Source organism: Streptomyces sp. NPDC004134, from assembly GCF_042874195.1.
Taxonomy (GTDB): domain Bacteria; phylum Actinomycetota; class Actinomycetes; order Streptomycetales; family Streptomycetaceae; genus Streptomyces.
In genome coordinates this window covers 232,540-255,968 of the sequence record NZ_JBIAMS010000007.1, presented here as the reverse complement: position 1 = coordinate 255,968, position 23,429 = coordinate 232,540, and the positions used below count along the sequence as shown (strand labels likewise).

Sequence of the window (23,429 nt, the reverse complement as noted above, 5' to 3'; positions counted from 1 at the left end):
GCGGCGAGCGTCACTCGACGTGAACGTGCACCCCCGTGATGTCCAGGGTGGTGACGGGGGTGCCGTCGTCGGTGCGGCATTCAAAGACTGTCAATTCTTGGAGATTGCCGAGCCCCGTGAAGACCTGAGGGTCGGTCGGGACGACACAGTGCGAGAGAACCAGGTGCGTCAATGACGGCGGGAAACTCTTCAGTCCCCTGATCCAGGCGTCGCCGTCGAGGCTGAGGAGCTGCAACGTCCGGAGACGGGTCATTTCCCCCAGCTCGTCGAAGCCTCGCAGGATGCACCGGCCGCCATTGCCGGACAACTGCACGAACTCCACGCCGGTGAGGGCCTTCAGCGGCCCGAGATCCCTCCCCGCCACCCCGAAGAGTCCGACACCCCTGAGGTCTGGATGGCGTCGCAGTAGGTCCAGGTCCAGGTCCTCGGTAAGAGGAAGTACCAGCCAATAGAGCCGGGTAAGCTCCGCGAGAACCGACACCTCGGATACCGATCTGGCGTCATTCAGCAGAAGCACCTCCAGGTCGGGATGGCCTCGAAGGACGGACAGGTCGGCTTCTTCAATCAACTCGGTCACCTGCAGGGTGCGGAGGGGACGGAGGTCCGCCACGAAGTCGAGTCCGCGCAGGGGGTGATCCACAACGATTCTCCTCAGCCCAGGCAGCCGCTTCGCCGCTCGGAGCTGACCGGAGTGCCCGATGTGCACGATGCGTTCCGCCAGCGGCAGCCGGCACAGTACGCGGTCGGTAAACGCGTCGGCGTCGAAGTAGTCCCACGCACGGATGAGCTCCTGCAAGACTTCCTCGCGCTCGTCCCCCACGAAGCCCGACAGCATGTCCAGGGCGGTCTCGCCCCCGATCAGTGCCACGGTGCGTACCGTCTGCGCCGCCGCCTTCTCGGTCAGCCCCTCAAGTGACCGCGGCAACCAGCGCAGCAGTGTGGGGCCAACCGCGGCCAGCGCGGGCGGGTCCGTCTTCCGTCGCGCCGGAAGCAGCGCGGCGACGCTCTCGTCGAGCCGGTCCGCGAGCCCGTCCGGCACCGACCGCAGCGTCTCCTGGCACGACGCCGCCAGCAGCCGCAGCGTGCGGGCGTGCCTCGGTTCCGCCTCGGCGCGGTCCAGGATGCCGTCGAGCAGTTCGGCCCGCTGGCGGGCGTTCGCGTGGCCCGCGGTCATGATGATCGTCTCTCGCCACAGGTCCAGATGCGCCCGCTCGACCAGGTTGCCGATGCGGTCCTCCTCCGCCGCCTCCTCCGCGGCGAGATACTCCTGGAAGGTCCGGTGGACGAAGTCGATGCGGTCCTCCGCCGGCGAGCGGAGGATGCCGGAACGCTGCCGGAGCTGACCCAGCGCCTGGGTGCCCTCCAGCCCGTCCAGGTGCCGCATCCCGTTCAGCTTCGCGGTGACGTATCCGGCGGCCCGGTCCGCGTCGATCTCGGTTCTGTTGTTGTCCGACAGCCGCCAGGCCAGATCCCTCAATATCACGAGCTTGTCGCCCAGGCTGAACTTGCTGTCGGCCGCACTCGGCACCCTCCGGTCCGCGTCCCGGTCGTGGACGAGGGTGTGCAGGGCGTTGCGGTACAGCTCCATCCTGTCGCGCGGCAGATGACGGCCTCTGTTGAGGTGCATCGCGCAGAGCATGGCCGCCAGCAGCGGGGTGCTCGCCAGGGACTGCAGGTGTGCGCGGTCCTTGAGGCTGGTGAGAAGGGACTGCTCGTACTGCGGGATGTCGTCCACCGCGCACGGCAGTTCGCCGCCAAGCTCGCGTACGGCCTGGTGCCACTGGCGTACGAAGGCCGCCAGGTCGGGCGGCGTCATGCGGTCCAGGTGGAGCGCGGTGAAGTCCTCGCGGCGGAGCCAGTCCGCGCCGGCCGCGGCGGGGCGGGAGGTGACAACGACGCGAACGTCCTCGTACTGGCCGAGCAGCCTGCGCAGCCAGTCGCGGACGGCCTGGCGTTCGCGGTGGAGCAGTTCGTCCACGCCGTCGATCAGGAGCAGGGCCTTGCCCGCGTCGAGCTGGCGCTCCACCCACCCCCTGGGCATGACCCCGGTGATCGGCCCGGCGACCCCGTCGAGCATCGCCTCCGGGTTCGGGGGCTTGCGGCCGGTGTAGTCGCGGAGCTTGACGAAGACCGGCGTGCGGCCGTTCCACTCGGCCAGCTCGTCGGTGAAGCCCCCGCGCGCCGCCGTGATCGCCAGCCAGCGCAGCAGCGTCGTCTTGCCGGAGCCCGCCTCGCCGCGCAGCAGCACGCGGTTCCCGCCGCTCAGCGCGGCCTCGACGCGCATGCCGGAGGATTCGTGCCCGCCCTCCTCCCAGTTGCTCATGTCGGGCCTGAGCTGCGGCAGAGCCCGGATGCTGCGCCGGGGCCCGGTGTCGCCGCCGGTCGTCCGGAGGCTGACGTACGCGACGGACAGGCGGACGCGCTGCGGGGCCGTCTGGTCGGACGTGCCGCGGAACAGCTCCACCTCGTCCAGCTCCCGGCTGACCAGCTCCAGGTACGTACGCCGGAAGCCGGTGTCGAGGTCCGAGCCGTCCGGGGCGAACAGCGAGCGGTCCGGCAGGCGCTCCAGGATCCGCGCGACCTCGGCGCCCAGCGTGGACGTACGCGCCAGAAGTTCGGCGGCGGCGCGCTCCTCGAAGACGGGGAGGCTGCGCACGATGCGAACGTAGTAGGCGACGCACTCGGCGAACAGCGTGTCGTACAGCCGCGTCTCCGTCTCGCCGAGGCCGGTGGGCGGGCGCACGGAGGCGGTGATGCGGCGGACCAGCTCGGCGGGCTGGGCGTCGGCGGCGAGGAGGGCGTCGTCGGAGAGGTCCGCGCGCGCGAAGGTGTCGGCCACGGCGTCGATGACGGCCTGGCGGCCGCCGGGGTCCAGGCGGTCGAAGGCGTGGGTCAGGTACGGGTCGAGGCGGTCGTACACGGCGTTGGTGATCTGCGCGAACTGCTGGGTCACCTCGCGCTGGAGCCGTACGCCCGGGATCCGTACGCGAACCAGCTCCTCCATCGGCAACCGGCGCTCCTGCTCGCGCTGCCGGCCGCCGAGCCACAGCTTCCCCGCGGCGTTCGCGACCATCGTCCCGAGCCGTAACGCCGCCGTCTCCGCGATCATGTGCACCCCCCTGTCCCTGCTCACCAGACAACCACACGGCAGTGACAGTCCGTGCCTAACCCGTCGCTTTCACCGCACCCTCGGCCGCCGGCTCGCCGCACGCCACGAGCCTCGTTCTGCGCGCCGCCGACCGCCCGGCGACCACCGTCATCGCCACCGCGCCCACCGCCAGTACGGCGCCGGTCCACGCGGTGGCGGCGTACCCGAGGCCGGCGCTGATGACGAGGCCGCCGAGCCACGGGCCCACGGTGTTGCCGATGTTGAAAGAGGACGTCGCCGTCGCGCCGGCGAGGCCCTGTGCCTCGCCGGCGACGTCGAAGATGCGGGCGTTGAGAGCGGGCGCGGTGGTGAAGGCCGTGGCGCCGAGGAGGATCGAGAGGGTCACGATCGCCACCGGGTACTCGGCGAGCAGCGCGCACGCCACCAGCACGGCGGCGGTGGCGGACAGCCCGACGTACATGGTGCCGAAGCGGTACCTGTCCGCCATCCGACCGCCGACGAGGGTGCCGAGGAACGCCCCGGCGCCGAAGAGCGCGAGCACTGTCGGCACCCAGCCGTCGCCGAGGCCGGCGACGTCGGTGAGAAGGGGGGCGAGGTAGGAGAAGAAGGAGAACGTTGCGCCTGCGAAGAGCGCGATCGTCGCCATGGCGAGCCACACCTGGCCGTCACGGTAGATGCGCAATTCCTCGCGGAGGCGCGGCGGCTCGGCGTCGCCGGGCGTGCCACCGGGTACGAGCGCCACCACCCCGACGAGGGCGACGGCGGTCATCAGCGTCACGGCCCAGAAGGCGGACCGCCAGCCGAAGTGCTGCCCGAGCAGCGCCCCGCCGGGCACGCCGGCGACGTTCGCGACGCTGAGCCCGCCGACCATGATCGCCATCGCCCGCGCCCGGGCGCCTGTCGGAACGGTTGCGATGGCCACGGCGGCACCGACGGCCCAGAACCCGGCACAGGCGAGGGCGCTGACGATGCGGGTGGCGAAGAGGACGCCGTAGGAGGTGGAGACGGCCCCCACGATGTGCCCGGCCCCGAAGACGACGAGCAGCCCGACGAGGGTGGTACGGCGCGGGAGGCGGAGAGTGGCGGCGGCGAGGGTCGGCGCTCCGACGACCATGCCGACGGCGAACGCGGAGATGAGGAGCCCGGCGCGGGGTATGGAGACGTCGAGGTCGTCGGCTATCTCGGGGAGCAGCCCGGAGAGCATGAACTCCGACGTTCCGAGGGCGAAGACGGCGACGCCGAGGACGTACACGGCGACGGGCAGGCGGGCTTCTGCCCGGCGGGCGGTCGGGGACATGACGAGGGAAACACCAAGGCGGGAGGGGAACATTCCTACGACCGCCACGGTACGGGGAAAAGCCGCAGGTCGAAAGAGCGTTCCCTGCCCGCGGCGGGGGTGGACTCACCCCGCTCCCGTCTTCCTCCCCCGCCTCCGCAGGCCCCCCTCCACCAGCCTTCGCAGCAGTTCCTTCGAGCCCACCTCGACCGCCCCCCGCGCCACCGCGTCCTCGTAGCGTCCGGACGGGAGGTCGTAGTGGTCCCCGTCGAACGCCCTCCGCGGCACCCCCATCGACTCGGCGAACGCGTGCAGTTCCTCGTACGACTCGTCGCTCACCAGGTGCGACCACATCCGCCCGTGCCCCGGCCACGTCGGCGGGTCCACGTAGATCGTCATCCGGCGCCGCCTCCCCCCAGGCTGCCCAGCCGGGCCACCTCCGCGCCGGTCCTGCCGCACACCCAGCGCGGGTCCGGGCCCAACTCGGGTTCGATGTCCAGCGCGTGCGGGCCGGCGGAGTCCACGTCCTCGCAGACGGGACACAGGGGCCATCTGCCGTACTTCTCCAGCAGCGCGTCCTGGACGTCCTGGGCCACCAGGCCGTCCAGGTACGCCACGCCCTCGGGCCACTGCTCCACCCACCAGCGGCGGTGGACCACCGCGTCCTCGACGAAGGTGACCACGTCGGGTTCGGCCACGTCGGCGGCGCTGAGGTCGGCGAGGATCAGCGCCCTGGCGCGGTGTAGCGCCTGCTCCAGCCCTTGGTGCTCCATACATACATTCTCCCGCAACCGGCACCCGCGCGGCCGGGCCGCGGCCGGGACCGCGGCCCGGCCGGGGTTTTCCACAGGGCCGACGCGGGGGGTTGACTCGCCCTCCGTCGCGAAAATATCTTTCGTGTGTGAGCTACAGCGTGAAGGAAACTTTCACTCCCGACACCCCGACCGGACCCGCGCCGCCCGCGCCCGCCGCCCTCGCGGCCAAGGTGCGCACGGTCGCGCCGTCCATGACGCGCTCCATGCAGCGCGTCGCCGAGGCCGTCGCCGGGGACCCGGCCGGCTGTGCCGCGCTCACCGTCACCGGCCTCGCGGAGCGCACCGGCACGTCGGAGGCCACCGTCGTGCGGACGGCGCGGCTGCTCGGCTATCCCGGGTATCGCGATCTCCGGCTGGCCCTCGCCGCCGCCGCCGCGCAGCAGGAGGCCGGGCGCGCGCCGTCGGTCACCGCGGACATAGCGGTGGACGATTCGATGGCCGACGTCATCGCCAAGCTCGCCCGGGACGAGCAGCAGGCCCTCGCGGACACCGCGGCCGGGCTCGACCCCGTGCAGTTGGAGGCGGCGATCGCCGCCATGGCCACCGCCCGGCGCATCGATGTGTACGGCATCGGCGCCTCCAACCTCGTGGGCCAGGACCTGGTCCAGAAGCTGCTGCGGATCGGCGTCGTGGCGCACGCCTCGCCCGACCCGCACCTGGCCGTCACCAACGCCGTCCAACTGCGCGCGGGCGACGTGGCCATCGCGATCACGCACTCGGGCCGCACGGTCGACGTCATAGAACCGCTGCGGGTCGCGTTCGACCACGGGGCGACGACGGTGGCGATCACCGGCCGCCCGGACGGCCCCGTCGCGTCGTACGCCGATCACATACTCACCACGTCCACGGGTCGCGAGAGCGAGCTGCGGCCGGCGGCCATGTCCAGCCGGACAGGCCAACTGCTGGTCGTGGACTGCCTGTTCATAGGCGTGGCCCAGCGGACGTACGAGCGGGCCGCCCCGGCGCTCGCCGCCTCGTACGAGGCGCTGGCCCACCGGCACAGCCCGCTCCGCCCGCGGTCCTGACGCCGCCCGGCGACACCCGACGACGACCGGTGCACCGGCGACCCGCCCTCCGTACAGGGGCGGACCCCGCCCACGGCACCGGCCGCCCCGGAGGCCGCGGACGAGTCGGATCTGTCGGATCCGTCGGGCGTACGGGCTCCGCCCCGCGCGCCGGACGCGTCCACCGCGCCATCCGCACCACGCACCGCCCCCGCGCCACGCACGCCCCACACCGCATACCGCTCCCGTGCCGCGCACCGCTCGTGCAGCACGTGCCGTACGCGCCGTACGTACGGCACGCACCCCTCACACCACGGTTACCGCTCATGCGCCTCATACCGCTCACGCACCACTCGCGGGCCTCACCCGCCCGCGGTCACGCTCCACCCCGCACCACCCCGGGCGCCAGGCTGCGCACCGGCCTGCCCGAGGACGTCCCCGCGGGCGTCCGAGGGCCGGCGCCCGACCGCACCGCCGTACGACGCCGGCGCCGGCGCCGCCCGGTGGCCTGGCGCGCCTCGCGCGCCGGACGCCCGCGGCGGCAGTCCGACCGCCGGCGACCGCACCACGCAAGCCGCCGTGACCGACCCACCTCCGCGTGCGCGCACCGCCCACCGCGCGCCACGCACCGTATGGAAAGAGCCGCTCCGACATGCCCTCTCCCTCAGCAGACATCCGCCGGGAGCTGGAAAACCTGACCACCGAGGCGTTCCGTCCCGAGCTGGCAGAGATCGACCGTCTCTCCAGCCTGGAGATCGCCGGACTCATGAACGAGGAGGACAGCGGGGTCCCGGGCGCTGTCGCCACGCAACTGCCCCGGATCGCCGCCGCCATCGACGACATCGCCGAGCGCATGGCCCGCGGCGGCAGGCTGTTCTATCTGGGCGCCGGCACCGCGGGCCGGCTCGGGGTGCTGGACGCCAGCGAGTGCCCACCGACGTTCAACACCGACCCGTCGCAGGTCGTCGGCATGATCGCCGGCGGGGACGTGGCGCTGCGGACCTCCACGGAGGGCGCGGAGGACAGCGAGGAACTGGCCGCGGCCGACCTGGCGGCGGCGGAGCTGGGGCCCGACGACGCGGTCGTCGGCATCTCCGCCTCCGGCCGCACGCCGTACGCCGTCGGCGGCGTCACGTACGCGCGCGGCAGAGGGGCGCTGACCATCGGGCTGTCCTGCAACGCCGGTTCGCCGCTCGGCGCGGCCGCGCAGCACGGCATCGAGGTCGTCGTGGGCCCCGAGCTGATCGCGGGGTCGACGCGGCTGAAGGCGGGCACGGCGCAGAAGCTCGTGCTCAACATGCTGTCGACGATCACGATGATCCGGCTCGGCAAGACGTACGGGAACCTGATGGTCGACGTGCGCGCCTCCAACGAGAAGCTGCGCGCCCGTTCGCGGCGCATCGTCGCGCTGGCGACGGGCGCGGGCGACGAGGAGGTGGAGGCCGCCCTCGCGGAGACCCACGGCGAGGTGAAGAACGCGATCCTCACCATCCTCGGCGGCGTGGACGGCAGCACGGCGGAGCGCCTGCTCGACGCCTCACACGGTCATCTGCGAGTCGCCCTGAAGTCCGCGACCGACGTGAGCTGAACCCGGCGGTGTCGCCCGGGGGTCGTCGACCGGAGACTGCTCCCGGCCGGCGCCGCCCGGGAGCGCCGGCCGCCCCTACTCCGACTCCGAGGCGACCGCGCAGCCGCAGCCCCGCCGTGGGCCGCCGCTGCCGCAGCCCGCGCCGTGTACCGACGCGCCCGAGGGCGGCACCCCCTGCGGGGTACCGCCCTCGGTTCGTCAGCCCGTCCGCCGTCCGGCCGCGGCCGCGGCGGACGTACGGACTTCGCGATCCAGGATCAGAAGTCCATGTCGCCGCCGGGCATACCGCCCCCGGCCGCGGCCTTCTCCTTCTCCGGCTTGTCGGCGACGACGGCCTCGGTGGTGAGGAACAGGCCCGCGATCGACGCCGCGTTCTGCAGCGCGGAGCGGGTCACCTTGGCCGGGTCGAGGATGCCCTCGGCGATCATGTCGACGTACTCGCCGCTGGCGGCGTTGAGCCCGTGACCGGCGGTCAGGTTGCGCACCTTCTCCACCACGACGCCGCCTTCGAGGCCGGCGTTGACCGCGATCTGCTTGAGCGGGGCCTCCAGGGCCAGCTTCACGGCGGACGCGCCGGTGGCCTCGTCGCCCTGGAGCTCCAGCTTCTCGAAGACGTGGCCGGCCTGCAGCAGGGCCACGCCGCCGCCGGCGACGATGCCCTCCTCGACGGCCGCCTTCGCGTTGCGCACGGCGTCCTCGATGCGGTGCTTGCGCTCCTTCAGCTCGACCTCGGTCGCGGCGCCGGCCTTGATGACGGCCACGCCGCCGGCCAGCTTGGCGAGCCGCTCCTGCAGCTTCTCGCGGTCGTAGTCGGAGTCGCTGGCGTCGATCTCGGCCCGGATCTGGTTGACCCGGCCCTGGACCTGCTCGCTGTCGCCGGAGCCGTCGACGATGGTGGTCTCGTCCTTGGTGATGACGACCTTGCGGGCGCGGCCCAGCAGGTCGAGCGTGGCGCTCTCCAGCTTGAGGCCGACCTCCTCGGAGATGACCTGGCCACCGGTGAGGATGGCGATGTCGCCGAGCATGGCCTTGCGGCGGTCGCCGAAGCCCGGGGCCTTGACGGCGACGGACTTGAAGGTGCCGCGGATCTTGTTCACCACGAGGGTGGACAGGGCCTCGCCCTCGACGTCCTCGGCGATGATCAGCAGCGGCTTGCCGGACTGCATGACCTTCTCCAGGAGCGGCAGCAGGTCCTTGACCGCGCTGATCTTGGAGTTGGCGATGAGGATGTACGGGTCCTCGAGCTCCGCCTCCATGCGCTCCATGTCGGTCGCGAAGTAGGCCGAGATGTAGCCCTTGTCGAAGCGCATGCCCTCGGTGAGCTCCAGCTCCAGCCCGAAGGTCTGCGACTCCTCGACGGTGATGACGCCTTCCTTGCCGACCTTGTCCATGGCCTCGGCGATCAGCTCGCCGATCTGGGTGTCGCCGGCGGAGATGGAGGCGGTGGAGGCGATCTGCTCCTTGGTCTCCACGTCCTTGGCCTGCTCCAGCAGGGCGGCGGAGACGGCCTCGGTGGCCTTCTCGATGCCGCGCTTCAGCGCCATCGGGTTGGCGCCGGCGGCCACGTTGCGCAGGCCCTCCTTGACCAGGGCCTGGGCCAGGACGGTCGCGGTCGTCGTGCCGTCACCGGCGACGTCGTCCGTCTTCTTCGCGACCTCCTTGACCAGCTCGGCGCCGATCTTCTCGTACGGGTCCTCGAGCTCGATCTCCTTGGCGATGGAGACACCGTCGTTCGTGATCGTGGGGGCGCCCCACTTCTTCTCGAGGACGACGTTCCGGCCCTTGGGGCCGAGGGTGACGCGGACGGCGTCGGCGAGCTGGTTCATGCCGCGCTCGAGGCCGCGCCGCGCCTCCTCGTCGAACGCGATGGTCTTGGCCATTGTGTTGAGTCCTCCCGGACAGGGGGGTCGTCTGTGTCCGGACCGCGCTGGCGCCCGCGACGGACGGTCCGCGACCCGCGTGGTTCCCTCCCACCCGGCGTACGGACCTCACCGAACCGGTCCCGTGCTGTCACTCTCACGGGGAGAGTGCTAACGCCAATGATTAGCACTCGCCCCCTGCGAGTGCAAGCGGGTAGGGGCTTCTCATGCGCAGAGCGGAACCGGACCGCGGCACCGCACAACAGGCGGCGGAAGGAGGCGTGGACGGAGAGGCACGGGCAGGGGGGAACGGAGGGGGTACGGGCACGGGGCCCGGCAGAGGCGTACGGACACGGGCGCGGACAGCAGAGGGCCCGCACCCCGGAGGGTGCGGGCCGTCGCGAGTCGTCCGTGGTCGATGCCCGGCGCTCAGCCGCTGACGCGGACCATGTCTGCCTGCGGCCCCTTCTGGCCCTGCGAGATCTCGAACTCGACCCGCTGGCCTTCCTCGAGGGTGCGGTATCCGTCCATCTGAATCGCGCTGTAGTGGACGAAGACATCCGCACCACCGTCGACCGCGATGAAGCCGTACCCCTTCTCCGCGTTGAACCACTTGACGGTGCCCTGAGCCATTCCAAACTCCCCTATTGCCGGCCCTTACACAGGACCGCACTCCGCGGACCCGGGTCAGACCTCACCCCCGGATACACGCCGGGGCGTGCGCCGGAACGCGTCGACCGCGGCTGAATGTATCCGCACAGATGCCCAGTGCAACAGGTCACTCGGACGAGAATTCTGCGGACACCTGATCGGTATTTTTCCGATCAACCTCCGCCATTCCCTGACAACTCGGGCAGGGCATAACTCACCATCACGACAATTAACTCTCCGCATTTGCGGGGAACTTGTCGCGTTCTCATATGCGTGGAGCATGGGCCACGAGGGGGGAACGTCCCAACCCTATCGCGTGTCCGGACATGCGAACGGCCCCACTCCGGATCGGTGGGGCCGCACACACGCGAGAGGGGTTCAGCAGCCTCCGGCGACCGCCGGAATGATCGAGATCCCGGCCCCCTCCGGAGTGGGAGTCTGCAGGCCATCGGCGAAGCGGACGTCGTCGTCGTTCACGTAGACGTTCACGAAGCGGCGCAGCTTGCCTTGATCGTCCAGCACCCGGCCGGCGATGCCCCGGTGGTTCTTCTCCAGGTCTTCGATCACCTCGGCCAGCGTCGCGCCCTCGGCGCTCACCTCTGCCCGCCCGTCGGTATACGTACGGAGGATGGTCGGAATTCGGACGTTCACGCTCATGATGCGAGGCCGGCCTCTCGGAAGGAGTCGAGTGTGGGACGAATGATCGCGCTCGGCCCCGTGGTGGGAGCGACCGCGTCGAGGGTCTTCAGACCGTCGCCGGTGTTGATCGCGACGGTGGTCTCGGCCGGGTCGATCCGGCCGTCCGCGACGAGCTTGGCCAGCACGCCGAAGGTCACGCCGCCCGCCGTCTCCGCGAACACGCCCTCGGTACGGGCCAGCAGCTTCACCGCGTCCACGACCTCGGCGTCCGTCACGTCCTCCACCGCGCCGCCGGTCCGGCGGGCGATGTCCAGCACGTACGGCCCGTCGGCCGGGTTGCCGATGGCGAGGGACTTGGCGATCGTGTCGGGCCGCACGGGACGTACCACGTCGTGACCGTCCTTGTAGGCCCGCGAGACCGGGGAGCAGCCGGCCGCCTGGGCGCCGAAGATCTTGTACGGGCGCTCCTCGACCAGCCCCGTCGCGATCAGCTCCTTCAGCCCCTTGTCGATCTTCGTGAGCTGGGAGCCGGAGGCGACGGGGATGACGATGTTGTCCGGGAGCCGCCAGCCGAGCTGCTCGCAGATCTCGTACGCGAGGGTCTTGGAGCCCTCCGCGTAGTACGGGCGCAGATTGACGTTCGTGAACCCCCAGCCCTCGCCGATCGGGTCGCCGATCAGCTCCGAGCAGAAGCGGTTCACGTCGTCGTACGTGCCCTCGATGCCGACCACGTCACCGCCGTAGACCGCGGCCGTGACGACCTTCGCGTGCTCCAGGTCGTACGGGATGAACACGCACGAACGCAGCCCCGCCCGCGCCGCGGCCGCGCCGACCGCACCCGCCAGATTGCCCGTGGACGAACACGACAGCGTGGTGAAGCCGAAGGCGCGCGCCGCCTCGACGGCGATCGCGACGACGCGGTCCTTGAAGGAGTGCGTCGGGTTGCCCGAGTCGTCCTTGACGTGCAGCGCGCCCGTCACGCCCAGCTCGGCGGCGAGCCGGTCGGCGCGGTGCAGCCGGGTGAAGCCCGGGTTCAGGTTCGGCTTGTCCGCGACGTCCGCGGGGACCGGCAGCAGCGGCGCGTACCGCCAGATGCTCCGCGGCCCCGCCTCGATACGGGCCCGCAGCCGGGCGGCGGACTCGGCGTCACCGCCGGGGAGTTCGTACGCCGCCTCCAGCGGCCCGAAACACGACTGGCACGCGAACACCGGACCCAGCGGCACCCGCTCCCCGCACTCCCGGCACGACAGCGCGACGGCAGGACCCAGATCAGGGGCGCCGTCGACGGCGGTGGGAGCTGTGTCTACAGCCATACTGGCGAGGCCCTCTCTCCTCATCTTCCCCGCGACGCATCTCGCCGCAGGACGGAATTGGCACCATCACCGTCCGGGGCCTCGCAGCGTCGCGAGTACCGGACGGAGGGTTGCCGGGGCTTCAACGGGCCGTTCCCTCTGCCCCTCTGGATGAGCTCTGTATGGCGCGGGTCCGGCGGGGCCGTCCGGCGCTTTTGTCCGGCGCGCCGACCCCGACATAGGGACGTCACGCACGTTGTTCAAGACTGTAACCGACGACCAGGACAGTTGTGAGGGCCGTCCGATACGCGAGACGGCTCTCACACCGGACAGGACACCCGGCAAGGGGAGGCCCGCAGGTGCTCGATGACGTGGAGCAGTGGCTGAGGACGCGGTCCTGGTCCGCGGCGGACCGGCCGCCCGCGCGGCTGCTGGCGGCCAAGCGGGCGCTCGGGGCGCGCGGCACGGTGAGCGTGGTGCTGCCCGCGCTCGACGAGGAGGCCACGGTCGGGGCGATCGTCGCGGCGATCCGCGCGGAACTGATGGCTCCCGGCGACGGCGGGCTGGTGGACGAGCTGGTCGTGATGGACTCCGGCTCCACGGACCGTACGGCGGAGGTCGCCTCCGCGGCCGGCGCGCGGGTCGTACACCGCGACGAGGTGCTGCCGCGGCTGCCCGCGGTGCCGGGCAAGGGCGAGGTGCTGTGGCGGTCGCTGCTGGTGACGCGCGGCGAGATCGTGTGCTTCGTGGACGCGGACCTGCGGGACTTCGACACGGCGTTCGTGAGCGGGATCGTGGGCCCGCTGCTGACGGATCCCGGCGTGGAGTTCGTGAAGGCGGTGTACGACAGGCCGCTGGGCACGGGGGCGAACGGACAGGGCGGGCGGGTGACCGAGCTGGTGGCCCGGCCGCTGCTGAACCTGCACTGGCCGCTGCTGGCCGGCTTCGTCCAGCCGCTGGGCGGCGAGTACGCGGCGCGGCGGTCGCTGCTGGAGCGGCTGCCGTTCCCGGTCGGGTACGGGGTGGAGCTGGGCCTGCTCGTCGACGCGCTGCACACGGTGGGGCTGGACGCGCTGGCGCAGGTCGACGTCGGCGTCCGGCGGCACCGGCACCAGGACGACCGCGCGCTGGGGCGCATGGCGGCGGCGATCTACCGCACGGCGCAGTTGCGGCTGGCGCGGGGGCATCTGGTGCGGCCGCGGCTGACGCAGTTCGACAGGGGGGCGGACGGGGCGTTCGAGCCGCGGACGTACGGGGTGGACACGGAGGAGCGGCCGCCGATGGGGGAGATCCCCGAGTACGTGGAACGCCGGGCGGCGTAGCCCTCGCCGGGCGGGCGATGGCGGGGTGGGATCTCCCCGTACCCGCCCCTTCCCGAGACTCGGGGCTCCGCCCCGAGACCCACCGGGGCTGCGCCCCGAACCCCGCCGGGGGCTCCGCCCCCGAACCCCCGGGGCGCTGCCCCAGACCCCAGCGGGGCTACGCCCCGGACCCCGGCACGGGCTCCGCCCCCGAACCCCGGGGCGCTGCCCCGGCCCCGGCGGGGCCCCACCCCCCAACCCCGGCAGGGGCTGCGCCCCCAAACCCCCAGGGCTGCGCCCCAGACCCCGGCAGGGGCTGCGCCCCGAACGCCGGCGGGGCCGCGCCCCCAACCCCGCAGGGGCTGCGCCCCAGACCCCGGCAAGGGCTGCGCCCCGAACCCCGGCGGGGCCGCGCCCCCAAACCCCCAGGGCTCCGCCCCGGAACCGGCGGGGACGCGCCCCGGACTGGACGGGGCTCCGACCCCACCCCCTGTTCGGGGCTCTGCCCCCCAGCTCCCGAGCAGGGCCGCTCCCCGGACCGTCACTGGCTCCGCCCGAGACCCGGCCGGGCTCCGCCCGAGCCGCCTGGGGACCACACCCCGAGACTCCGCGGGCCTCCCCCGGCCGGCTGCGCCCCCGAACCGCAACCCCGCGTGACGTCACTCTCCACCCCCCGACCGCCCCGCAACCCCGGGCCGCCGCCCGGGTCCCTCCTTCGTCCGGAGCCCTTCGGCCTCACCGGCCCGCGTGCCCCACCGGTATCGGCCACACCGCCCCGGTTGCGTTTCGGCGGGGGCTGACGTGGCTAGGCTCGGCGCATGGTCGTGTCGCCCGGTGCTCCCCTGCTCGTCGCGTCCAACCGCGGGCCCGTCTCGTACGCCGTCGGCGACGACGGGGACCTCGTCGCCAAGCGCGGCGGTGGCGGGCTCGTCTCCGGGCTCAGTGCCGTCGGGCCGGAGGCCGGGGCGCTGTGGGTGTGTGCGGCGCTGGGTGACGGGGACCGCGAGGCCGTGCGGCGGGGGGTGGCCGAGCCCGGGGTACGGATGCTCGGCATCGACCCGGACGTCTTCCACGACGCGTACAACGGCGTCGCGAACTCCGTCCTGTGGTTCGTGCACCACATGCTCTACGACATCCCCGTCGCCCCCGTCTTCGACGCCGCTTTCCGCCGCCAGTGGGCCGCGTACGAGACGTACAACCGCGCCTTCGCCGACGCCCTCGCCGAGGGTGCCGCCGAGGGCGCGGCGGTGCTCGTGCAGGACTACCACCTGTGCCTCGTCCCCGGCATGCTCCGCGAGCGCCGCCCCGACCTGCGCATCTCGCACTTCACCCACACCCCCTGGGCGCCCCCCGAGTACTTCCGGCTGCTCCCCGACGACATCGCCGAAGCCCTCCTCCGCGGGCTGCTGGGCGCCGACCGCGTCGGCTTCCACACCCGCCGCTGGGCCGAGGCGTTCGCCGGCTGCTGCCGCGACGTGCTGGGCGGCCAGGCGGATGTCGCGTGGGCCGGGGAGGAGGCCCGGGGGGAGCGGACGACCTGGGTCGACGTGCACGCCCTCGGCGCCGACGCCGACTTCCTGCGCGAGCGGTCGCGGCGGCCGGATGTCGCCGAGCGGATGGCGGCCCTGCGCGAGCAGATCGGGGGCGCGGACCGCGAGGTCGTCGCGCGGGTGGACCGCACGGAGTTGTCGAAGAACATCGTCCGCGGGCTGCTCGCGTACCGGCGGCTGCTGGAAGCGCGGCCGGAGTGGCGCGGGCGCGTGGTGAAGCTGGCGTTCGCGTATCCGTCCCGGCAGGACCTGGCCGTGTACCGGGACTACACCGCCGAGGTGCGCCGCCTCGCCGCGGAGATCAACGAGGCGTACGGGACAGACGGCTGGCAGCCCGTCGTGCTGCACGTCGAGGACGACTTCGCCCGCTCGCTCGCCGCGTACCGGCTGGCGGACGTGGCGCTGGTCAATCCGCTGCGGGACGGGATGAACCTGGTCGCGAAGGAGATCCCGGTGGTCTCGGACGACGGCTGCGCGCTGGTGCTGTCCCGGGAGGCGGGCGCGTACGCGGACCTTGCCGAGGACGCGCTCGTGGTGCACCCGTACGACGTGGAGGCCACCGCGGACGCGCTGCACGCGGCGCTGACGATGCCGCGCGACGAGCGCGCCCGGCGGACGAAGCGGCTGGCGGCGGCGGCCACGGCGCTGCCGCCGCAGGCGTGGTTCCTCGCGCAGTTGGACGCGCTGCGGGCCTAGCCGGCGGTACGGACGTAGCCCTCGGTACGGGCGCAAACCGCGGTCAGGACCGCGGCGCTCTCAGCGGCGGTGGCGCTCTTGGAAGCGGGCCGCCTTGGCGCGGTTGCCGCACCCCTCCATCGAGCACCAGCGGCGGCGGCCGTTCTTGCTGATGTCGTAGAACCACAGCACGCACTCGGGGTTCGCGCAGCCGCGGACCCGCTCCGGGTGCTCCTCGTACAGCCGGACCAGATCGGCCGCGGCGACCCAGGCCGGCAGCCACGCGGGGTCGTCCACGACGATCTCCGAGGTGGCCCGGCCGGCGCGCAGCAGGGGGCGGCGGGCGCCGTGGGCCAGTATCTCGTCGAGCGGCTGCTCGTCGCCGTCGAGGGCGGCGCGCAGGGCGGCGCGGGCGGTGGTCAGCGGCTCGCGTACGGCAGCGGCGCCGGGGCCGGGGGCGCCGGCCGCGGGGGCGGACAGGCCGTGTTCACCCAGCCAGCGGCTGACGCCGTCGGGCTCGTAGAAGAAGTCGACGGGGCTTCCCTCGTCGATCCACCAGGTGTTCACCAGGTCCAGGGCCAGCGGTTCGCCGGTCAGCGGTCGTGCCATACGAGCAATGTAACCGTTCAAGTCGAGTTGACAGGTTGGCAGGGGCGGGTTAGGTTTTTCCCGTCGTAACCGTTCAAGTTCACTTTGATGGTTGGAGTTCGCCGTGACCGTACGCCACCGCACCGCCCGCATCGACGGCCTCGACGTCTTCTACCGGGAGGCGGGCGACCCGGGTGCGCCGACGCTCGTGCTGCTGCACGGCTTCCCGACGTCGTCCGTCGGCTTCGCGCCCCTGATGGCGGAGCTGGCCGGCGAGTTCCGCCTGATCGCCCCCGACTACCCCGGCTTCGGGCTCAGCTCCGCGCCCCCGGCCGCGGAGTGGGCGTACACCTTCGACCATCTCGCCGATGTCGTCGGCAAGCTGCTCGACCAGCTAGGAGTCCGGCGCTACGCGATCTACGTCCACGACTACGGCGCCCCGGTCGGCTTCCGCCTCGCCCTGCGCCACCCCGAGCGCATCACCGGCATCGTCAGCCAGAACGGCAATGCGTACGACGAAGGGTTCACCCCCTTCTGGGCCCCGCTCCGCGCCTACTGGGCCGACCCCTCTCCGGCCAACCGCGAGGCACTCCGCTCACTCCTCACCCCGGACGCCACGCACTGGCAGTACAGCCACGGCGTCCCGGACACGTCGCTGGTCGACCCGGCGCTGGAGGTCCACGACCAGGCGCTGCTGGACCGGCCGGGCAACCAGGAGATCCAGCTCGACCTCTTCCTCGACTACGGCACGAACCCCGGCCGGTACGCGGACTGGCAGGAGTATCTGCGCGTGCACCAGCCTCCGGTCCTCGCGGCCTGGGGACGGCACGACGAGATCTTCGGGGCCGACGGGGCGCGCGCGTTCGCCCGGGACGCGAAGGACGCGCAGGTGCAGTTGCTGGACGCCGGTCACTTCCCGCTGACGACACGGTTCGCGCAGAGCGCCGGGCTGATACGGGACTTCCTGCGCCGGCTCTCGGACTGAAGGGGGCGCGGCCGCCGGGCCGCGGGGCCGCGAGGCTCCGGGCCTGACGGCGCCGGGCTACTCGCCGAGGGCCGTTGCCAGGGTCGTCAGGAGGTCCACCACGCCCTGCGGTCCGTCGACCGTCAGGTCCGCGCGGTCCGCCAGCCCGTCCGCGCCCTCGCCCGTCGTCGCCGCGCTGCACACCAGCAGGCCGGCGACGCCCTCCGGGCGCAGCGTGTCCACGGCGTCGTAGGCGGCGAGATCGCCGAGGTCGTCGCCGGCGTAGAGGACGGTGCGGGCGCCGGTCTCGCGGGTCAGGGCGGTGAGGGCGCGGCCCTTGTCCATGCCCGGGGGGCGGAGTTCGAGGACGAAGCGGCCGGGCTCGACCACGAGGCCGTGGGCCGCCGCCAGGTCGTCCAGCGGCTTGCGCAGCGCGTCGGCGGCCTCGGCGGGACGGTCGGCGCGGCGGGTGTGGACGGCGACGGCGCGGCCCTTGTCCTCGATCCACGTGCCCCGCCAGGCGCCCGCCGCCTCCAGCACGCCCGGCAGTTCGGCCTGCACCGCCGCGACGCCGGGGTGCGGGTCGGGGGCGCGCAGGGTGCCGGTGGCGGCGTCCCACTGCTCGTCGCCGTAGTGGCCGAGGACGCGAAGGTGCGCCAGCCCCTCGACGCCCGCGAAGCCGCCGTACCGTACGGCCACTGCGGCGGGCCGGCCGGTGATGACGGCGACGGTCCCGACCCGCGGCGCGACCCGGGCCAGCGCGGGTACGGCGCCGGGGTGGGCCCGCGCGGCGTCGGGGTCGGGGACGATCGGCGCGAGGGTGCCGTCGAAGTCGAAGGCGACGAGGGCCTGTTCCGGGTCGGCGAGGAGCGCCGCGAGGCCGGCGCGGCCCGCCTCGGTACGCGGAACGGGGAGCTGTGCTGCGGAGGTGCTGCCCATGTCCAGGACCCTACCGGCCCGCGGTAACGTGCAGGGCATGTCTGAGGGTGACCCGGGGCTGACCGAGCGGGACTTGGCGGTCCTCGCGCTGGAGAAGCGCGCGTGGCCGGGTCCGGGCGCCAAGGAGCGGGCGATCCGGGAGCGGCTGGGGCTCTCCCCGACGCGGTACTACCAGGTGCTCAACGCGCTCCTGGACGACCCGCGCGCGCAGGAGCACGACCCGGTGACGGTCAATCGGCTGCGCCGCGTCCGGCAGGCCCGCCGCGACGCCCGGGAGGGCTGACGCCCCGTCCGCGCCACCCGGTCCCGGGAGGGCTGCGGAGGTCCGCGGGGGCCGCGGGGGCTGCAGGGGCTGCAGGGGTCTGCGGGGCCGCAAGGGCGGCAAACGGCGCCGAGGGGCGGGTCACTCCTCCGTCGTGGAGGCCGACTCCGCGATGCTCTGCAGATTCGTCAGCACCCGCTCCGGCGGCTCGCCGCCGGCCTCGGCCGCCTTGCCTATCTGCTTCTTCAGCTCCGCGTTCACCCGCGCCCACGACGTCTTGTTGTCGGGGTAGAAGACCGCGCTCTGGAGCTGGTCCAGGAACGGCTGCAGGTCCTTGCGGCCCTGGCTGAGCTTGTCCACCCCGGAGACCGTCGTCGGCAGCAGGTCGTAGCGCTGCGCGAACTTCAGCACGTTGGTGTCGTCGAAGAGGACGTCGAGGAACTTGCCGATCTGGGAGCGGTGGCCGTTGGCCTTGAACGCCATGATCCAGTCGGCGACGCCCATCGTCGACTCCGAGGGCCCGTCGCGTCCGGGCAGCTTCAGGGCGATGCCGAAGTCGACCTTCTCCCGGCGCAGGTCCTGCATCAGCGTCGGGTGGCCGAAGATCATGCCGACGTCGCCCTTGACGAAGTCGGCGAAGGCCGTGCGTCTGTTGGTCTCGGAGGGCGCGGCGTAGGTGAGGCCGGCGCCGACGAGGTTGTCGCGTATCCAGTTGAAGGTGTGGATGTTCTGCTCGGAGTCGATCGTGTAGCTGCCGACGTCGTCCGTGTACGCGCCGCCGCCGCTGATCATCCACATCAGCGTCTCGCCCTGGGCCTCCTCGGGGCCGAGCGGGAGCGCGTAGGGGACCTTCACACCGGTGTCCTTGAGCGCCTGCGCGACGTCCAGGAGTTCGTCCCAGTCCTTGGGCGCGTCCTCGGGGCCGGTGCTCAGACCCGCGTCCTCGAAGAGGGACTTGTTGTAGAACAGCAGCCGCGAGCTGGAGACGAACGGCATGCCGTACTGGACGCGGTTGACCTCGCCGGCGGCGGCGAGGCTGGGCACGAAGTTGGCCTGGGTGGGGATGGAGAGCAGTTCGTCGGTGCTGTAGAGCATGTCGCGCGAGCTGTACTCGGCGTACGGGCCCATCTGCGCGATGTCCGGCGGGTTGCCGTCCTTCACCATCTTGTCGACCTTGGCGTCGATGTCCTCCCACGGGATGATCTCGATGTCGACCGAGATCCCCGGGGTGTCGTTGGAGAACTTCGCCGCCAACTGCTCCCAGTAGCGCCGCGCGGTGTCGGACTCACCGGTGCCGTACTCGGCGGCCACCAGCTTCAGCGTGACGTCGCCGCCGCCGCTGCCGTCCCCGCACGCGCTCAGCGGCAGGGCCGCCGCTCCCGCGGCACCGGCCGCCGCCTTCAGAAATCCACGCCGCTGCACAGCTTTAGCCCACCTTCAGAATTATCTGAGGGGGCTGAGTCTGTCCGGAGCGCCCCTCCCAGGTCTACACCAGCCGGATATCACTTCCGTAACCACCTCCCGATTTCTGCCATTGCCGCGGAGGGTAGCGGGCTGATAGGGAGGCGGCGAGCTGAACCGCACACCAACCGTCGCGGAACGGCACGAAAGCGCGCACGATCGCAACAGTGCGCGCGGCGACGTCCGTCCACGAGCACAAGCAGGGAGCCGCACCTCATGGCAGCCGCAGAACCGTCCCGCACCGCCGCCGAGATAGCCACCCAGCCGAGTTGCTGGCGCCGAGCCCGGCAGGAGGCGGCGGCCGTCCCCGGGCTGCCGCAGCCCGGGGAGAAGGTCGCGGTGGTCGGCTGCGGCACCTCGTGGTTCATGGCGCAGGCGTACGCCGGGCTGCGGGAGGCGGCGGGCCAGGGGCACACGGACGCCTACGCCGCCTCGGAGTTCCCGGCCGGCCGGCGGTACGACCGGATGGTGGCGATCACCAGGTCCGGGACGACGACCGAGGTGCTGGACCTGCTGGCGGCGGTACGGAACGAGGCCGCCGGAACCGCGACCACCGCCCTCACGGCGGACGCGGAGACGCCCGTCGCCACGGCCGCGGACACGCTGGTCACGCTGGCGTACGCGGACGAGGAGTCGGTGGTCCAGACCCGGTTCGCGACGACGGCGCTGGCGCTGCTGCGCGCCGGCCTCGAACTGCACGGACCGCCCGCGGGAGGTGTGAAGTCCGTCACGGACGCCGCGGTCGACGCCGAGTTGGCGGTGACGCAGCCGCTGCCGCCGGAGCTGGCGGCGGCGGTGCAGTGGACGTTCCTGGGCCGGGGCTGGACCTGCGGTCTTGCGGCCGAGGCGGCGCTGAAGATGCGCGAGGCGGCCGGGGCGTGGACGGAGAGCTACCCGGCGATGGAGTACCGGCACGGGCCCATGGCGATCACCGGCCCCGGGCGGGCGGTGTGGCACTTCGGCGAACTGCCCGGGGGGCTGGCGGCGGACGTGGGCCGGGTGGGCGGCCATCTGAGCGCGGAGTCGACGGCGCGCGGGCTCGACCCGATGGCGGACCTGGTACGGGCCCAGCGGCTGGCGGTGGCCGTGGCGGAGGCGAAGGGGTACGACCCGGACCGCCCCCGGAACCTGACGCGCAGCGTCGTCCTGCGCTGAGGCCGTGCGGGCGGCGTGCGGCGGGGCGCCCGCGGCGGGCGCGCGGGAGGGGTTCAGCGGGGGCACTTGACCGGATACCGGCGGAAACCGGACCCGTCATCGCGACTGGACTAGACCTCTCGCCTCTTTACGGGCGAGACTGTCCCCCGTGAGACACGTCATCGCCCTCGATGTGGGCGGCACCGGCATGAAAGCCGCCCTCGTCGGGGCGGACGGCGCGCTGCTCCACGAGACGCGCCGGCCGACCCCGCGCGAGGCGGGTCCCGAGGCCGTCGTCGCCGCCGTGCTCGACTTCGCGGCCGAGCTGCGGGACACCGGCGTGGAGAAGTACGGCGAGCCGGCCGTCGCGGCCGGCGTCGCGGTGCCCGGGATCGTCGACGACGCCGAGGGCGTCGCGGTGTTCTCGGCGAACCTCGGCTGGCGTGACGTACCGTTTCGCCGCCTTCTCGGCGAGCGCCTGGCCTGCCCCGTCGCCGTCGGCCACGACCTGCGCACCGGCGGCCTCGCCGAGGGCCGGCTCGGTGCGGCGCGCGACGTGGACCGGTTCCTGTTCATCGCCCTGGGCACCGGCATCGCCGCCGCCATCGGCATCGAGGGCCGCATCGAGCCCGGCGCCCACGGCGGCTCCGGCGAGATCGGCCACGTCGTCGTACGCCCCGACGGGCCGCCCTGCGGCTGCGGTCAGCGCGGCTGCCTGGAGCGGCTGGCCTCCGCCTCCGCGGTCGGCGAGGCGTGGGCCACCGCCTGCGGAGACCCCGGCGCGACCGCCGCGGACTGCGCCCAGGCCGTCGAGGCCGGCGACCCGCTGGCGGAGGCCGTCTGGCAGGACGCCGTCGACGCCCTCGCCGGCGGCCTGATCACCGGCATCACCCTGCTCGACCCCCGCCGGATCGTCGTCGGCGGCGGCCTCGCCGAGGCCGGCGACACCCTGTTCGTACCGCTCACGCGCGCCGTCCGGGCGCACATCACGTTCCAGACATTCCCCCAGATCGTCCCGGCGGAGCTGGGAGACGCCGCCGCCTGCCTGGGCGCCGGGCAGCTCGCCTGGGACCTACTCGCCACGGAGGTAACCGCCTGATGCGGGATTCGATGCGGGAGGGCGGCACGGTGCTCACCGGCGCCCGTGTGGTCCAGCCGGCCGGCACCGTGGAGGACGCCCGGCTCACCGTCGCGGACGGCCGGATCGCCTCGGTGGCACCGCGGGCCGGTACACCGCAGGCCGGCACGGCGCCGCAGGCCCCCGGCGAACCGCGGGACGACGGCGGGTCCGCGGCCCTCGACCTCTCCGGGCACTGGATCGTCCCCGGCTTCGTCGACATCCACGTGCACGGCGCCGGCGGCGCCTCCTTCTCCGGCGGCACCCACGAGCAGGCCCGCACCGTCATCGACACCCACCGCGGCCACGGCACCACCACCATGCTCGCCTCCACCGTCACCGGCGACCTGGACGACCTCGCCCGGCAGGCCGGCGTCCTCGCCGAACTGGCCGAGGACGACGAGCTGGCCGGCATCCACTTCGAGGGCCCGTTCATCTCCCCGCACCGCTGCGGCGCCCACCAGCCCTCGCTGCTGCGCGACCCCGCGCCCGCCGACGTACGCAAGCTCGTCGAGGCCGGCCGCGGGCAGACCCGGATGCTCACGCTCGCGCCGGAGCTGCCCGGCGGGCTCGACTCGGTACGCCTCCTCGCCGACAGCGGCGTCATCGCCGCCGTGGGCCACACCGACTCCTCGTACGACGCCGTGCAGGAGGCCGTCGCCGCCGGCGCCACCGTCGCGACCCACCTCTTCAACGCCATGCCCGCGCTCGGCCACCGCTCGCCGGGGCCGGTCGCCGCGCTGCTGGAGGACGAGCGGGTCACCGTCGAGCTGATCAACGACGGCGTGCACCTGCACGCGGCGGTGCTGCAGTTGGCGTTCAGGACCGCGGGGGCCGGCCGGGTCGCGTTCATCACCGACGCGATGGGCGCCGCCGGCATGGGCGACGGCCGCTACCCGCTCGGCCCGATGGAGGTCGACGTGCGGGACGGCGTGGCCCGGCTGGTCGACGGCGGGTCGATCGCGGGCTCCACGCTGACGCTGGACACCGCGTTCCGCCGGGCGGTCACCGTCGACCGCCTGCCGGTCGGGGACGTCGTGGCGGCGCTGTCGGCGACGCCGGCGAAGGTGCTGGGCGCGTACGACCGGATCGGCTCGCTGGAGCCCGGGAAGGACGCGGACCTCGTCGTGTTCGACGACCGGTTCGCTCTCGTCGGGATCATGCGCAAGGGTGCGTGGATCGTCGAACCCGGAAGCTGAAAGCGC

Annotated in this window: 20 protein-coding genes and 1 riboswitch; of the genes, 9 read left to right on the top strand and 11 right to left on the bottom strand. The window is 73.0% G+C overall.

The annotated features are described in order from the left end of the window. Positions 1-10: 10 nt before the first annotated feature. The 4 genes from ACFYVJ_RS12860 to ACFYVJ_RS12845 form a co-directional block, all read right to left on the bottom strand. A complete protein-coding gene (locus ACFYVJ_RS12860) occupies positions 11-3,109 on the bottom strand; it encodes an NACHT domain-containing protein (RefSeq protein ID WP_388889928.1) in 3,099 nt (1,032 codons plus the stop codon). Between the two features lie 55 nt (positions 3,110-3,164). Beyond that, the gene (locus ACFYVJ_RS12855) at positions 3,165-4,406 is read right to left on the bottom strand and encodes a Cmx/CmrA family chloramphenicol efflux MFS transporter (RefSeq protein ID WP_388889820.1); all 1,242 of its coding nucleotides are present in this window, start codon (positions 4,404-4,406) and stop codon (positions 3,165-3,167) included. A gap of 105 nt (positions 4,407-4,511) precedes the next feature. After that, positions 4,512-4,784, bottom strand: coding sequence for a DUF4031 domain-containing protein (locus tag ACFYVJ_RS12850; RefSeq protein WP_388889818.1), 273 nt, complete (start codon positions 4,782-4,784; stop codon positions 4,512-4,514). After that, on the bottom strand, positions 4,781-5,158 hold the full coding sequence (locus tag ACFYVJ_RS12845) for a hypothetical protein (protein ID WP_388889815.1): 378 nt from the start codon (positions 5,156-5,158) through the stop codon (positions 4,781-4,783). The genes ACFYVJ_RS12850 and ACFYVJ_RS12845 overlap by 4 nt, the downstream gene beginning before the upstream one ends. Before the next feature lie 128 nt (positions 5,159-5,286). Here ACFYVJ_RS12845 and ACFYVJ_RS12840 point away from each other — a divergent pair, with 128 nt between their 5' ends. Next, positions 5,287-6,225, top strand: coding sequence for a MurR/RpiR family transcriptional regulator (locus ACFYVJ_RS12840; RefSeq protein WP_018839736.1), 939 nt, complete (start codon positions 5,287-5,289; stop codon positions 6,223-6,225). A 631-nt stretch (positions 6,226-6,856) separates the two neighbouring features. Further along, positions 6,857-7,792, top strand: coding sequence for an N-acetylmuramic acid 6-phosphate etherase (murQ, locus tag ACFYVJ_RS12835; RefSeq protein ID WP_388889812.1), 936 nt, complete (start codon positions 6,857-6,859; stop codon positions 7,790-7,792). Between the two features lie 257 nt (positions 7,793-8,049). Here murQ and groL read toward each other — a convergent pair whose 3' ends face one another. The 4 genes from groL to thrC form a co-directional block, all read right to left on the bottom strand. Beyond that, a complete protein-coding gene (groL, locus tag ACFYVJ_RS12830; RefSeq protein WP_101422708.1) occupies positions 8,050-9,672 on the bottom strand; it encodes a chaperonin GroEL in 1,623 nt (540 codons plus the stop codon). Positions 9,673-10,080: 408 nt separating this feature from the next. Further along, positions 10,081-10,284, bottom strand: a complete 204-nt coding sequence (locus ACFYVJ_RS12825) for a cold-shock protein (RefSeq protein ID WP_018839739.1) — start codon at positions 10,282-10,284, stop codon at positions 10,081-10,083. Positions 10,285-10,680: 396 nt separating this feature from the next. Next, the gene (locus ACFYVJ_RS12820; protein WP_047017340.1) at positions 10,681-10,959 is read right to left on the bottom strand and encodes a MoaD/ThiS family protein; all 279 of its coding nucleotides are present in this window, start codon (positions 10,957-10,959) and stop codon (positions 10,681-10,683) included. Continuing rightward, complete coding sequence (thrC, locus tag ACFYVJ_RS12815) at positions 10,956-12,254, bottom strand: threonine synthase (protein WP_388889807.1); 1,299 nt, start codon at positions 12,252-12,254, stop codon at positions 10,956-10,958. Before thrC ends, ACFYVJ_RS12820 begins: the two co-directional genes overlap by 4 nt. 17 nt (positions 12,255-12,271) lie before the next feature. Continuing rightward, positions 12,272-12,411, bottom strand: a riboswitch (SAM riboswitch). Between the two features lie 181 nt (positions 12,412-12,592). Here thrC and ACFYVJ_RS12810 point away from each other — a divergent pair. Both ACFYVJ_RS12810 and ACFYVJ_RS12805 read left to right on the top strand, forming a co-directional pair. Next, positions 12,593-13,555, top strand: coding sequence for a glucosyl-3-phosphoglycerate synthase (locus ACFYVJ_RS12810; protein ID WP_388889804.1), 963 nt, complete (start codon positions 12,593-12,595; stop codon positions 13,553-13,555). Positions 13,556-14,352: 797 nt separating this feature from the next. Next, entirely contained in the window at positions 14,353-15,780 is a 1,428-nt protein-coding gene (locus ACFYVJ_RS12805) for a trehalose-6-phosphate synthase (protein ID WP_388889800.1), read from the top strand. Between the two features lie 60 nt (positions 15,781-15,840). On the opposite strand, the gene ACFYVJ_RS12800 is transcribed toward ACFYVJ_RS12805, so the two are convergent. Beyond that, a complete protein-coding gene (locus tag ACFYVJ_RS12800; protein WP_388889797.1) occupies positions 15,841-16,368 on the bottom strand; it encodes a CGNR zinc finger domain-containing protein in 528 nt (175 codons plus the stop codon). Between the two features lie 103 nt (positions 16,369-16,471). On the opposite strand from ACFYVJ_RS12800, the gene ACFYVJ_RS12795 reads away from it, so the two are divergent. Then, the gene (locus ACFYVJ_RS12795) at positions 16,472-17,332 is read left to right on the top strand and encodes an alpha/beta fold hydrolase (RefSeq protein WP_388889925.1); all 861 of its coding nucleotides are present in this window, start codon (positions 16,472-16,474) and stop codon (positions 17,330-17,332) included. Between the two features lie 57 nt (positions 17,333-17,389). Here ACFYVJ_RS12795 and otsB read toward each other — a convergent pair whose 3' ends face one another. Then, entirely contained in the window at positions 17,390-18,250 is an 861-nt protein-coding gene (gene otsB, locus ACFYVJ_RS12790; protein WP_388889795.1) for a trehalose-phosphatase, read from the bottom strand. 37 nt (positions 18,251-18,287) lie between these two features. On the opposite strand from otsB, the gene ACFYVJ_RS12785 reads away from it, so the two are divergent. Continuing rightward, on the top strand, positions 18,288-18,533 hold the full coding sequence (locus ACFYVJ_RS12785; protein ID WP_388889793.1) for a DUF3263 domain-containing protein: 246 nt from the start codon (positions 18,288-18,290) through the stop codon (positions 18,531-18,533). A gap of 120 nt (positions 18,534-18,653) precedes the next feature. On the opposite strand, the gene ACFYVJ_RS12780 is transcribed toward ACFYVJ_RS12785, so the two are convergent. After that, positions 18,654-19,934 carry an ABC transporter substrate-binding protein gene (locus ACFYVJ_RS12780; protein ID WP_388889791.1) on the bottom strand — a complete coding sequence of 427 codons (1,281 nt, stop codon included), beginning with the start codon at positions 19,932-19,934 and terminating at the stop codon, positions 18,654-18,656. A 255-nt stretch (positions 19,935-20,189) separates the two neighbouring features. Here ACFYVJ_RS12780 and ACFYVJ_RS12775 point away from each other — a divergent pair, with 255 nt between their 5' ends. The 3 genes from ACFYVJ_RS12775 to nagA all read left to right on the top strand — a co-directional run bounded on the left by ACFYVJ_RS12775 (position 20,190) and on the right by nagA (position 23,423). Further along, on the top strand, positions 20,190-21,128 hold the full coding sequence (locus tag ACFYVJ_RS12775; protein WP_388889789.1) for an SIS domain-containing protein: 939 nt from the start codon (positions 20,190-20,192) through the stop codon (positions 21,126-21,128). Between the two features lie 148 nt (positions 21,129-21,276). After that, positions 21,277-22,206, top strand: a complete 930-nt coding sequence (locus tag ACFYVJ_RS12770) for an ROK family protein (protein WP_388889787.1) — start codon at positions 21,277-21,279, stop codon at positions 22,204-22,206. Further along, complete coding sequence (gene nagA, locus ACFYVJ_RS12765; protein ID WP_388889783.1) at positions 22,206-23,423, top strand: N-acetylglucosamine-6-phosphate deacetylase; 1,218 nt, start codon at positions 22,206-22,208, stop codon at positions 23,421-23,423. Before ACFYVJ_RS12770 ends, nagA begins: the two co-directional genes overlap by 1 nt. The last annotated feature ends 6 nt before the right edge of the window (positions 23,424-23,429 follow it).